The sequence below is a fragment of the Corallococcus sp. CA053C genome, from assembly GCF_003611675.1.
Lineage (GTDB): Bacteria > Myxococcota > Myxococcia > Myxococcales > Myxococcaceae > Corallococcus.
On the sequence record NZ_RAWA01000274.1, the window covers coordinates 1 to 13244 of the forward strand.

Annotated in this window: 5 protein-coding genes and 1 pseudogene; 4 read left to right on the top strand and 2 right to left on the bottom strand. The window is 71.5% G+C overall.

What is annotated here, in order from left to right; genetic code table 11:
• Positions 1-316, top strand: a pseudogene (locus D7V97_RS29085) (fatty acid desaturase); the annotation flags it as partial.
• Here D7V97_RS29085 and D7V97_RS29090 read toward each other — a convergent pair.
• On the bottom strand, positions 276-6437 hold the full coding sequence (locus D7V97_RS29090; protein ID WP_120613894.1) for an ATP-binding protein: 6162 nt from the start codon (positions 6435-6437) through the stop codon (positions 276-278). The pseudogene D7V97_RS29085 and the gene D7V97_RS29090 overlap by 41 nt on opposite strands.
• 408 nt (positions 6438-6845) lie before the next feature.
• Here D7V97_RS29090 and D7V97_RS29095 point away from each other — a divergent pair, with 408 nt between their 5' ends.
• Entirely contained in the window at positions 6846-7433 is a 588-nt protein-coding gene (locus D7V97_RS29095) for a zinc-binding dehydrogenase (protein WP_233583291.1), read from the top strand.
• A complete protein-coding gene (locus D7V97_RS29100; protein WP_120613895.1) occupies positions 7430-7960 on the top strand; it encodes a DUF4334 domain-containing protein in 531 nt (176 codons plus the stop codon). The genes D7V97_RS29095 and D7V97_RS29100 overlap by 4 nt, the downstream gene beginning before the upstream one ends.
• 30 nt (positions 7961-7990) lie before the next feature.
• Here the strand turns inward: D7V97_RS29100 and D7V97_RS29105 are convergent, their stop codons facing one another.
• On the bottom strand, positions 7991-11458 hold the full coding sequence (locus D7V97_RS29105; protein ID WP_158623479.1) for an FG-GAP-like repeat-containing protein: 3468 nt from the start codon (positions 11456-11458) through the stop codon (positions 7991-7993).
• A gap of 380 nt (positions 11459-11838) precedes the next feature.
• Between D7V97_RS29105 and D7V97_RS29110 the strand changes: the two genes are divergently transcribed.
• A complete protein-coding gene (locus D7V97_RS29110; protein ID WP_233583292.1) occupies positions 11839-13182 on the top strand; it encodes a hydroxymethylglutaryl-CoA reductase, degradative in 1344 nt (447 codons plus the stop codon).
• Positions 13183-13244 lie beyond the last annotated feature (62 nt).

Consider the following 13244-nt stretch of genomic DNA (forward strand, 5'->3'; position numbering starts at 1 on the left):
GAGCCACCCCATCCAGGGCGGGGTGGTGAACTCGCTGGGCCACGCGATGGGCGGGCGCAACTTCGACACGCGCGACAACTCGCGCAACAACCACTTCGCGGCGTGGCTCATCCTGGGCGAGGGCTTCCAGAACAACCACCACGCGTACCCGGGCTCCGCGTCCTTCTCCCACCGCGCGCACGAGGTGGACCTGGGCTACTGGGCGTGCCTCACGCTGGAGCGGCTGGGGCTGTGCTCCATCGACCGGGCCCACCTCATCCCCCGCGCGGGCAAGGTCACCCTGCCGGGGGCACATCCAGCGGCAGCACCGCGGTGAAGGTGGCGCCTCCGCCCCCGGTGGGCTCCAGGTGGATGCTTCCGCCGTGGGCCTCCGCGATGTGGCGGGCGATCCACAGGCCCAGCCCGAAGCCGCCGTGGTGCTTCGCGGGGACGGCGCGCTCGAAGCGCCCGAAGACGCGCTCCTGGTCCTCCATCCCGATGCCGTCGCCGTGGTCCCGGACCGTGAGGGTGACGCGGCCCGCCTCGCGCGCCACGGCCACCTCCACGGGCCTGCCCGCCCCGAACTTGAGGGCGTTGTCGAGCAGGCTGTCGAGCAGCTGGTGCAGCCTCGCCCGGTCGTAGCGCCCCGCCACCGGCAGGGGCGCCTCCAGGGTGAGGACGCAGTCCGCGCGGAGGGCCTTCTCCCGCGACTGCGACACGACGGTGGCCGCGAGCTCCGCCAGGTCCACCTCCTCCCGTGAGAGGTCCAGCGGCCCGGTGACGAGCTCCGACACGTCGAGCAGCTGCTCCACCAGGCGCGTCAGGCGCTGGAGGTGCTTCTCCGTCGTCCGCGCCTTTCCCCGCGCCGCCTCCGTGGCAGGGGTCGCGACGTCCAGGCTCCGCACCAGGGACTGGACGTTGAGCGACAGGGCGCTCACGGGCGTGCGCAGCTCGTGGCTGACGAGCCGGAGGAACTCGTCGCGCGTCCGCACGGACTCGCGCAGTGAATCCTTCTCCACCGCGTCGCGGACCACCTCCCGGCGCACGCGGGCCATGTCCAGTTGGGTGCGCACGCGGACCAGGAGCTCGCGCGCGGAGAAGGGCTTCACCAGGTAGTCATCCGCGCCGCTCTGCAGGCCCTCCACCGTGGCCTCGTCGCCCGCGCGCGCGGACAGCAGGATGATGGGGATGGCGCGCGTGCGCTCGTCCGCGCGCAGCGCGCGCACCAGGCCAAAGCCATCCAGCACCGGCATCATCACGTCGGAGAGGATGAGGTCCGGCGGCCTCATGCGCGCCTGTTCCAGGGCCTGCTGCCCGTTGGTGGCGGTCTCCACGTGGGGGAAGCCGCGCTTGAGCAACCCCGCGACGTAGGTGCGCAGGTCGGCGTTGTCGTCGACGAGGAGGATGCGGGACCGCGCCAGCACCGCGGAGACCTCCAGCGCCGGGGCCTCGGTCGCCGTGCCCGCGCTGTCCGGGGCGATGACGTCCGGGGTGATGACTTCCGTGGACCAGCGGCGCGCCTCCTCGACGAAGGGCGCGGCGCCCGCGGGGGCCAGGTGCGCCGGGGACCTGCGCTCGATGCGCTCTGGGGGCAGGTGGGCCGTCCCGCGTGGCAGCCGCAGGGTGAAGGTGGTGCCCTGGCCCAGCGTGCTCGCCACCGCGACGCTGCCTCCGTGCAGCTTCACCAGCTCCTGCACCAGCGCGAGGCCGATGCCCGTCCCCTCGTGGCTCCGGCCCTGGGTGACGCGGACGCGGTAGAAGCGCTCGAAGACGCGCGAGAGCTCCTCCTCGGGGATGCCCACGCCGGTGTCCTGGACGCGAAGGACGGCCTGCGCGTCCTCCCACCGCAGGCTCACGCGGATCTCCCCGTGGTAGGTGTACTTCACCGCGTTGGAGAGCAGGTTGAGGACAACCTTCTCCCACATCTCCGGGTCCACGTAGACGGGCTCGGGCAGGGGAGGGCAGTCCACCTCCAGCCGCAGGCCCGCGCTCTCCACCGCGGATTGGAAGGCGCTCGCGAGGCTGGTGGTGAAGGCAGACAGGTCCACCGGCACGTAGCGGGCCTGGGCACGTCCCGCCTCCATCCGGGAGAAGTCGAGCAGCGTGTTGACCATCTTGTACAGCCGCAAGGCATTGCGGCGCACGAGGTCCAGCGGCTCTCCGTCCAGCGACTTCGGCGTCCTCGCGAGCGCGTCCTCGACGGGGCCGAGGATGAGCGTGAGCGGCGTGCGGAACTCGTGGCTGACATTGCTGAAGAACGCTGTCTTCGCCGCGTCCAGCCGGGCCAGCTCCTCCGCCCGCTGCTTCTCCTGCTCATAGGCGCGGGCGCTGGAGATGCTGGCGGACAGCTGCCGCGCCAGCAGTTGCAGGAAGCCGCGGTACTCGTCGTCCAGCACGCGCAGGGGGCTCAGCCCCGCCACGAGCACCGCCGTGGTGTCGGTCTCCGCGCCCATGGGCACCGGCAGGACGAGGGCGCGCGTCGTGGGCTCGGGCCAGGGGCCGCCGGGGAGGGGGCCGAAGCGCTGCGCCAGGTCCTCGACCAGCGCCTCCTGCCGCTCCCCGGCGACGCTCGCGAGCGGCCAGGAGGCCGTGTTGTCCGGCGCCAGCGTCACGGGCGCCGCGGGCCCCCCGCGCTCCAGGCCCGCGCAGCTCACCAGGTGGGTCCCCTCCGGTTTGACGAGGTAGAGCAGCGCGAAGGGGAGGTCGTGTCCCGCCTGTGCGAGGACCTCGTCCAGCGAGCGGAAGATGCCCTCGACCGTCTTGTCCAGCGCCATCCGGATGGACAGCTCCCGGAGGATTCCCAGCCGGCGGTCTCCCACCACCTGCCGCGTCGTCTCGCTCGCGATGGCGAAGAGCCCGGCGATCTCCCCCGACTCGCCGATGGTCGGGTTGTAGGACCAGGTGAAGTAGGACTCCTCCCGGAGGCCGCCGGGGCGGCGCGCGAAGTTGACGTTCCCGTCCTCGATGTAGATGGGCTCGCCCGTGTCCTGGGCGCGCTGCATCAACGGGCCCAGCTGGGCCCACTCCTCGACGAGCGCCTCGCTGCCGCGCGCGCCCACGGTCTGGGGATGCTTCGCCCCCAGGATGGGCCGGAACGGGTCGTTGTAGAGCATGCGCAGCTCGGGACCCCAGAACAGGATGATGGGGTAGGGCGAGCGCAGCATCGTGCTGACCGATGTTCGCAGGGATTGGGGCCAGTGCTCGAGCGGGCCCAGCGAGTTGCCGGACCAGTCATGGGCACGCAGCAGGGCGCCCATGTCGCCGCCGTGCTGGATGAAGGGCTCCTCCGTGCCCGGTCGCGTGGGCATGGGCGCTGGCTTCGGCGCGGGCGCTGGGGTGGGGCCGCGCGGGGCCGCCGCGGGGACGGCGCCGGTCCTCGGCTCGCGCGGAAGGGCGAAGCTGAAGGTGCTGCCCTCGCCGTGCACGCTCTCCACCCAGATGCGGCCGCCGTGGCCCTCCACGATGCCCTTCGCGATGGAGAGGCCCAGCCCATGGCCCTCGCGCTTCTTCTGCGCCGCGTGCCAGTAGCGGTCGAAGAGGTGCGGCTGCACGCTGGCGGGGATCCCCGGCCCGGTGTCCGTCACGCTGAAGCGCAGGTCGCCCGTCTCCGGCCCGGTCCCCACCCGCAGGTGGAGGCTGCCACCGGCAGGGGTGAACTTCAGGGCGTTGGACAGGAGATTGCCGAGCGCCTGGAGGAGGCGCTCCTTGTCGCACCACAGGAGGAGCCCGGGCTGCTGCTCCTGCTCCTGCTCCTGCTCCTGCTCCTGCTCCTGCTCCTGCTCCACGATGAACCGCAGGCCCTTCTCCTCCGCCAGGGGCTCGAAGATCTCCCGCGCATCGCGCAGCAGCTCCTCCACGGGCTGCGGCCGGGCCTCGATGGCGAGCGTTCCGGCGTCGATGCTCGCCAGGTCGAGCAGGTCCTCGATGAGCCGGTTCATCCGGTCCGCGGAGCGCCGGATGGCTTCGGCCTGCTTGCGCGCGCGGGCGATGGCTTCGGCCTCGGCGGGGAGTCGCCGGAGCAGGTCGGTGGCGGAGCGGATGGCGCTCAGCGGCGAGCGCAGGTCGTGGCTGACGACGGCGAGCGTCTCCTCGCGCAGGCGGGTGGCGCGGCGGGACTCCTCCAGCAGCCGCTCGGCCTCCGCCACGTGCGCGCGCTCGGCGAGGAGCGCCTCCTGCCGGAGCCGCGCGACGGTGAGCTGGGCGTTGACGCGGGCGATGAGCTCGTTCGCGGAGAACGGCTTGACGAGGTAGTCCTCCGCGCCGCTGTTGAGCCCCTCGATGGTGGCCTCCTCACCCGCGCGCGCGGACAGCAGGATGATGGGGATGGCGCGCGTGCGCTCGTCCGCGCGCAGGGCCTGGACCAGCTCCAGGCCGTTCACCCCCGGCATCATCACGTCGGAGAGGATGAGGTCCGGCGGGCGGGCCCGCGCGGCGGCGAGCGCCTGTCCGCCCTCGCTCACCAGCTCCACGCTCCAGTGCGGCGCCAGGAGCCGGGAGAGGTAGGCGCGCATGTCGGCGTTGTCGTCCGCCACCAGGATGCGGACGCCGGAGCGGGCGGTGGACGCCTCCGCGACGGGGGCCGGCTCGGCCTGACTCCACTGGGAGAGCTCCGCGAGGAACGCGCCGGGGCCGATGCCGTTGGGCGCGAGCGTCCGCACCGGTGCGTCCGGCTTCTGGGGCAGGTGCGCGGAGCCGGTGGGCAGGAGGATGCGGAAGGTGCTCCCCTTTCCAAGCACGCTGGTCACCGTCACCCGTCCCCCGTGCAGGCCCACCAGCTCCTGCACCAGCGCGAGCCCGATGCCGGTGCCCTCGTGGCTGCGCCCCCGGGCGCCCTCCACGCGGTGGAAGCGCTCGAAGATGCGCGGCAGCTCCGCCTCCGGGATGCCGGTGCCCGTGTCCTCGACGGTGAACTCCACGTGCTCGCCCAGCCACTTCAGCGCGAGCCGGACCTCGCCCTCGAAGGTGAACTTGAAGGCGTTGGAGAGGAGGTTCAGGACAACCTTCTCCCACATCGACGGATCCACGTAGACGGGCTCGGGAAGCACCGGGCAGTCCACGCACAGCTTGAGCCCGGCGGCCGCCACCGCGGAGTCGAAGTTGCTCGCGAGCTCCACGGTGAGCGCGGCGAGGTCCGTGGGGACGTAGGACACCTGGGCGCGCCCGGCCTCCAGGCGGGCGAAGTCGAGCAGCGTGTTGACCAGCTTCTGCAGGCGCAGGCCGTTGCGGCGCACCACCTCCTGCCGCTCGCGCTGCGCGGGGGGGAGCGGCGCCTGTGCATCCGCGAGGCCGTCCTCGATGGGGCCCAGCATCAGGGTCAGCGGCGTGCGGAACTCGTGGCTCACGTTGCTGAAGAAGGCCGTCTTCGCGCGGTCGATCTCCGCCAGGGCCTCCGCGCGCTGCTTCTCCTCTTCGTACGCGCGGGCGTTGCCGAGCGCCGTCGCGATGTGGTCCGCCACCAGCCCCAGGAACCCGCGGTAGTCGTCGTCCGGGGCGCGCCTCGCGCTCAGGCCCGCGACGAGGAAGCCATAGGGGTGCTCGGCGCCGGCCCGGGTGATGGGGAAGACCCACGCCGCGCGGGGAGGCTCGGGCCACCTTCCGCCGGGCAGGTCCCCGAAGCGCGCGCGCACCTCCGGGACGAAGCACGGCCCGTCAGCGGCGGTCGCCTCCGCGAAGGGCCAGACGGGGGACGCGGTGTCCATGTTGAAGAGCGCGGCGGGGGCGGCGGCGTCCAGCCCCCAGCCCGCGGTCGCCACCAGCTCCGGGCCCTCGTCCGCGTCCCCGCCGCGGTACAGCAGGGCGAAGGGGACGTCGAAGTCGTTGGTCTCCAGCGCGAGCGCCGCTTCGCGCCACGCGTCCTGCTCCCGCTTGGCCGCCCCCACCCGGGACGCCAGGTCCCGCAGCGTCCGCAGCCGCCGCTCGCCCATCACCCGGCCGGTGGTCTCCGTGAGGGTGACCAGCACGCCCCCGACGCCGCCGCTCTCGTCGCGGATGGGGCTGTACGAATAGGTGAAGTAGCACTCCTCCAGGTAGCCGTTGCGGTCCAGCGGCAGCATCCAGTCCTCGGAGCCAACCGCCGTGCCCTGCCGCACGCCCTCGAACATCGGGCCGATGATGTGCCAGCTCTCCGCGAACGTGCTCTGCGCGCTGTGGCCCATCGCGGCGGGGTGCTTCGTCGCGCCCAGCACCGGCCGGTACCCGTCGTTGTAGAACTGGACCAGCTGCGGCCCCCACGCGATGTACATGGGGAAGCGCGATTCGAGCAGGATGCTCACCGCCGTGCGCAGCGACTGGGGCCACGTCTCCGGCGCCCCCACCGGAGTCCGGGTCCAGTCGATGGAGCGCATCAGCGCGCCCATCTCGCCTCCGCCCGCGAGCACCGCGGTGGCGTCGCGGTGGAGCGGGTCCGACGTCTCAGGGGCGCTGGGCGCCGTCGCGCTCGTGCGGGTCGAGGTGCTCATCGAAGACGTTCGCTACCACGCGGTCCCGTGCGTCGGGCGGCGCGCGCAAGCTGAAGGTTGAGACCTCAACGCGGATTCCGGAAGGCTTCGCAGCGACGAATGCCCGTCGCCTCGCTGAAATTTCTGGAACCCCGGTCCGGGTGAGCCCGGCTGCACGCTCACTGTCAAGGCAGGCAGGCCATCCGCCCGAAGTCGCCGCGTGGAACCTCCTCGGGGAGACATTGTTGGCGTCTTGCCAATAAGATGGCCGCATGAGACTTCCGGTGCGTGCCGCGCTGCTGCAGGCGGTGATGGGTCCCTTCGTCATCGACGAGGTCGAGCTTGAGTCGCCGCGTGAGGGCGAGCTGCGGGTGCGGGTGACCGCGAGCGGCATCTGCCACACCGACCTCACGTACCGGGGCGGGCGCGGTGCTGGAGGCGTTCCGGCTCCAGGCGGGACAGCAGCTCGCCGTCTTCGGAGCGGGCTCCGTCGGGCTCGCGGCCATCATGGCGGCGCGGGTCGCGGGCGCGGCGCGCATCCTCGCGGTGGACCTCAGCGCGGAGCGGCTCGAACTCGCGCGCGAACTGGGCGCCACCGACACCTTCCTCGCCGGTGAGCCGGAGCTCACGAAGGTGATCCGCAAGCGCACCCGGGGCGGGGTGGACTTCGCGCTGGAGTGCGTCGGCTCGCCCCAGGTGTTGCGTCAGGCGTTCGACGTGACGCGACCCCTGGGCACGTGCGGGTTGCTCGGCCTGCCGGACCGCGCCGGGGCGGAGGTCACGCTCCCGATGACCGCGCTCCTCTCCGGGAAGCGGCTGGTGGGCATCCTCGAAGGAGACGCCGACCCGAAGACGTTCATCCCGAAGCTGGTCGCGCTGCACGCGGAAGGGCGCTTCCCGCTGGAGAAGCTGATCCGCGTCCATGCCTTCGAGGCCATCAACGACGCGGTGCACGACATGGAGACGCGCACGGCCATCAAGCCGGTGCTGCGCATGCACGGAGGAGGGACGTCATGACGCTGGATGAAGCGGTGAAGGCGGGGCGCATCCGCGCCGAAGAGGCGCTCGCGCTGTTCGACAGCCTGCCCACGGTGGACCTCGCGTTCATGCGCGGCACGTGGAAGGGCAGCGAGCTCCAGACGGGACACCCGATGGACGGGATGCTGGGGGCGACGGGCTGGTACGGCAAGCAGTTCATCGACGCGGAGAGCGTGCACCCGCTGCTGTTCTTCACCGAGGACCGCGCGGCGGTGTTCCCGGTGGATCCGCGCAAGTGGCCGTCGCCAACGCTTCGCGGTCCCGTGGGCCCGCACCGGGCGGACGTGGAGACCGCGAAGTTCAAGGCGCGGCTGCGGATGACGGAGTACCGGGGGCAGCTCAGCGCGACGATGATCTACGACGACTGGCCCACGAACGACGTGTTCCGGCAGGTGGACGCGGACACGGTGCTCGGGGTGATGGACGCGCGAGGGATGCCGGCGCCGTACTTCTTCGTGCTGCGCCGCGATGCGGACGCCCCGCCGCGAGGCCCGGTCCCGGGGTGAGCCGGAACCGGGCCACGGCCGCGGCCCCTGTCAGGGCAGGCAGACGTTCATCACGAGGGTGGCGCTCTGGGCGTTGTCATCCGCGAGCGCCAGGTCCGGAAGCCCGTCCCCGTTCCAGTCGGCCATCAACGCGTCCTGGACGGTCGTTCCCCACGCCGTCCTGGGCCCGGGGGCGTAGGCCCCGGCGGCCTGCTGGAGCACGACCGTGGCCTCGAAGGGGGTGAAGGAGAAGAGGTCCACCCGGCCGTCGCTGTTGAAGTCGTCGGTGAGGACGCGGATGCCTCCGTTGGTCCCCACGGAGGCTCGCGGCGTCAGGACGGGCTGGCGGGTGGCATCGAAGGTGAGCAACCCCAGGTCGCGGGTCTTGAGCACCAGTCCGACGAGCCCCTGTCCGTCCAGGTCCGCGCGGCCCATGGCCCAGAGGTTCACGTCGCCGGTGAACGTCGTCACGCCGGTGAGCGTGCCGTCGCCCCTGCCCCAGAGCACGTGGACCAGGCCCGCCGTGATGCTGGGCGTTCCCCGGCGAAGCACCGCCAGGTCCATGTGTCCGTCCCGGTCCAGGTCCGCGGCGAGGAGCTCCGAGGACGGGCTCGCGGCGGTGACCTTGTAGTCCACCCGGGGCGCGAACCGCCCGCCGCCCACGTTGAGCCACAGGCTCAGTTGGATCTGGTTGTAGATGAGCGGGCGCAGCGTCACGAGATCGAACCGGCCGTCCTCGTTGAGGTCCACCTTGATCAGCTCCCCCGGGCTGGGGGCCTCGCTGTAGCGCTCGGCCGGACTGAAGGCTCCGTTCGCCGAACGCTTGAAGACGACCAGCTGGGTCTGGGTGTCCGCCGTCGCGTTCGGCACCGTGGTGATGGCCGCCAGGTCCTCCTGGCCATCCTCATCCAGGTCCCCCGCGACGATGTCCTGCACGCCACCGACGAGCGTGCTCCCCGTGGGCGGCACGAAGACCGGCGCCAGCAGCGCGGTGCCACGAGCCCCATTGCCAGACAACGACAGGGCAATGGCATTCTTCTCATGGATGCCCGCCGCCAGATCCGCGGCCCCGTCCTGGTTGAAGTCCGCGCTGGCCAGCCCCGCCGGCTTGCCTTCCAGCCGCAGGCTCTCCGGCGTCAGGGTGCCTCCCCAGAAGAGGGTGACGTCCAGGGAGCTTCCCGTGAGGGCGACATCCGGCTGGCCATCCCCATCGAAGTCGCCCACGGCGGGAGCATCGCTCTGGCCACTGAAGCCATAGGTGGAGAGGGGCGCGAAGGGCGGGGTGGACGTGCTGCCTCGCATCAGGTTCAGCCTTCCACCCGAACCGTTCGTCCAGAAGAGGTCGCTCAGGCCGTCCGCATCCAGGTCCGCGACGACAGGATGGGAATACAGGGCGCCCGAGGGCGCGGGGAGCGCGTACTGGATCAGCAGGCCCAGCGTGCCCGCGGGGGAGCTGTAGACGCGCACCTTGTCCGGCGCCACGATGACCAGGTCATCCAGCGCGCCATCGTGGTCGAAGTCCCCGGCCACCATGTCCCCGAAGCAGGAGGGGCAGGGCGTATACAGGGGGAGCTTGAAGGAGCCGGTCCCGGTGCCGTTGGCCTGCACGACCCGGTTGTTGACGTTGTCGATCCGGGCGTAGTCCAGGAACCCGTCGCCGTTGAAGTCCGCGACGGCCGGGCAGTTGTCCGAGGAGGAGACGACGGTCGTGGGCAGGGAGAAGCTCCCATTGCCCACGCCACGGTAGAGGAGGACCTTCTTCTCCGTGGTGTGCACGAGGACATCCAGTGTCCCGTCGGAGGTGAAGTCTCCGGTCCGGAGGCAGTTGAGACCGACATTCACGGCCAGCATCGTGGGGAGGGGTGCCTGGAAGGCCCCCGCGCCATTGCCCGGGAAGACGACGAAGCCTCCCGCCGTCGTGCTGCCCTCTTTCAGGATGGCGGCGACGTCCAGCTTCCCATCCCCGTTGAAGTCCGCCACGGCGGGAGCCAGGTCGCTGAACGACGCGCCCGCGGAGACGGAGGGCGCAAGCCGGGTCAGGGAACGGCGGGGCCCACTGGCGAGCACGGCGAGGCGGTAGCCGTTGCCCACGACCACGTCCGAGCGCCCATCCCCCGTGAAGTCACCGGCCCCGACGAAGCTGCGCGCGTCGTTGAAGAAGTACCCGGAGGCTGGCGCGAAGGAGGGCGCCTCGCAGGCCAGCGGGGCGACGTGGCGCTGATGGGCGGGCGCGGACGCGCGACCGGCTCCCGCCGAATTGAGCGCCTTCACCTGGAAGCGATAGGTGTTGCCAGACACGAGTCCCGGCACGGTCGCGACGAGCGTGTCCGCCGCGACGCTGACGGAGCCGCCTCCGGGCGAAGCCGTCACCTGGTACTCCGTGACGGGGTCTCCCGCGGGAGCGCTCGCCGGGTTCCAGCGCACGACGGCCCCCTGGACGGTGGAGGTGACGCGGACGTCGGTGGGCGCCCGGGGCTGCGGGCGCGTGAGGATGGGACCCGTTGAAACCGACGGGCCTTCTCCCACCGCGCTCAGCGCGCTCACGGTGAAGGTATACGGCGTCTCCAGCGCGAGTCCTGAAATGGAAGCGACCAGGAGGTTCGCGGGGATCGTGCGTTCCGCGCCCGGGGGCGTGGATGTGAGCTTGTAGTAGGTGACGGGGCTGCCTCCGTCAGAGGCGGGCGGACGCCAATCCAGCTCCATGCTTCCCTGGTGGAAGACGCCCGTGAGCTGGAGGGGCGCGGAGGGGAGGGAGGGCATCGTGACGGCGCTGGACGTTGCCGCGGTCCCCGTGCCCGTCGCGTTCTGCGCGGCCACGCTGAAGGTATACGTGCCCCCATTGGCAAGGCTCGCGACCGTCGCGTAGGTCGCGGTGGAACCGGCGTACTGGGTGCGGCCGTCCGGCTGCGTGGTGATGACATACCCGCTGATCGTTCCGCCTCCGTTGCTGGCGGGGGCCGTCCACTGCACCGTCGCGTAACGGACGCCCGCCGTCGCCGTCACGTTCTGGGGCGCGCTCGGCAGCGCCGCGGGCTTCAGGGTGCCGCTCGAACCTGAAGGCAGCGAATTGCCCACCGCGTTGGTGGCCAGCACCGTGAAGCTGTACGTCTGGCCATTGGTGAGCCCGGTGACGACGAGGGACGTCCCGGTGGTGACATACGTCTGCCCTCCAGGGGAGGCGGTGACGGTGTAGCCCAGGATGGGCTGTCCTCCATTCGGCGGGGCGTACCAGCTCAACTCCACCTGCTGGTCGCCCGACTTCATCGGGCCCCAGCTGGGACTGGAGGGGACACTGAAGGTGCGCACGTAGGCGGAGGCGCTCGAAGTCTGGCGGGTGCCATCGGCGAGGATGGGGGTGACGGTGAACTTGTAGTTCGTCCCGTTCGCGAGCCCCGTCACCAGGGCGCTCCGGGCCGTGGGGCCCGTGACGACCGTGGCGCTTCCGGGCGTGGCCACGACTTCAAAGGAGGCAAGCGCGCTGCCCGTGGTGTCCGGCGTGTAGTTCCAGGAGACGGTCATGGACCGGATGCCCGCGACCGCGGTGACACCCGAGGGGGCTGCGATTGCTTGCTTCTGGGAGGTGACGGCGGAGGACGGCTCAGCTCCACATCCGACGATTCCGGCCCCGATGAGGGTCGTCATCAGGAACAACCATGCAGTTCGCATTCGCGTGTGTTCTCCAGTCATGCAGGCCGTCAGGAATTGAAAACAATACTCCTCCTGTCTGACATGCCGGGGGCCTTGGCTTGCCAGTCAAAGGCGTGACGCTGCACAGGAAGAAGGCCGCGCCGTCCGGTCCTGCATCGCCCCCAGGGATGAAATCCCCGCTGCCCCCTGTGCAACGCCTCCGGCCGTCACCAGTTCCCTGGTTCGTCACGGGTCGAGCGATGGGGGGAAGTATGTCGGGAGTGGTGGACGATGGAGTGTCGGCGGTCGCGCTGGACATGCCGTCCTCTCGCCTGCCGGGGTTCCACCGCCGCAGCGTGGACGCGCGGTGGCGGGAGCTGGCGCAGCGAGGGGATGTGTCACCGGAGGAGCTGCGCGTGCTGCGGGCGCTGGGCGCGCCGTCCTTCGACGTCGTGAACCAGATGATCGAGAACGCGGTGGGCGTGTTCGCCCTGCCGCTGGGGCTGGGGTTGAACCTCACCGTCAACGGGCGCGACCACCTGGTGCCCATGGCGGTGGAGGAGCCGTCGGTGGTGGCCGCGGTGTCGTTCGCGGCGAAGGTGGTGCGCGAGGCGGGCGGGTTCACCGCGGACGCGGACCCGTCGATGATGATTGGCCAGGTGCAGCTCACCCGCTACGGCGCGCCGGAGGTCGCCCGGGAGCGCGTGCTGGCGGGAAGGGAACAGCTCCTGGCCCTGGCGAACAGCTTCCACCCGTCGCTCCTGCGACGCGGGGGCGGCGCGCGGGACGTGCAGGTGCGCATCCTGCCCGCGCCGGAGGGGCCGCAGGGCGAACCGCTCTTCATCGTGCACCTGCTGGTGGACACGCAGGAGGCCATGGGCGCCAACCTCATCAACACCATGGCGGAAGGGGTGGCGCCGCTCATCGAACAGCTCACCGGGGGCCGCGTCTTCGTGCGCATCCTGTCCAACCTCGCCGACCAGCGGCTGGCGCGCGCGTCGTGCCGCATCCCCGTGGACGCGCTGGCGGACTTCGATCTGCCGGGCGAGGCCATCGCCGAAGGCATCCTCCAGGCCAGCCGCTTCGCGGAAGCCGACCCCTACCGCGCCGCCACGCACAACAAGGGCGTGATGAATGGGATTGACGCGGTGGCCATCGCCACGGGCCAGGACTGGCGGGCCATCGAGGCGGGCGCGCATGCGTATGCGTGCCGTCTGGGCCGCTACGGTCCGTTGTCCCGCTGGACGCTGGAGCAGGGGCACCTGGTGGGGCGCATCGAGCTGCCATTGGCGCTGGGCATGGTGGGCGGGGCCACCCAGGTCCATCCCGGTGCTCGGCTGGGGCTCAAGCTCCTGCGCGTCAGCGACGTGCGCGAGCTGGCCCAGGTGTTCGCGTCGGTGGGGCTCGCGCAGAACTTCGCGGCGGTGCGCGCGCTGGGGTCGGTGGGCATCCAGAAGGGACACATGGCGCTGCACGCGCGGTGTGTCGCGGTGACGGCCGGCGCGCGCGGGCTGGACGTGGAGCGGGTGGCGCAGCTGCTCGTGGAGCGCGGCAGCGTCAAGGTGGAGACCGCGCGGGAGCTGCTCGCGTCCTTCCAGGAAGGGCCCTCGCCATGAGCGGCCCGGTGGGCGCCAGGCCTTCCCTGTTCACCCGACTGGCCGGGGGCGTGCACCGGCAC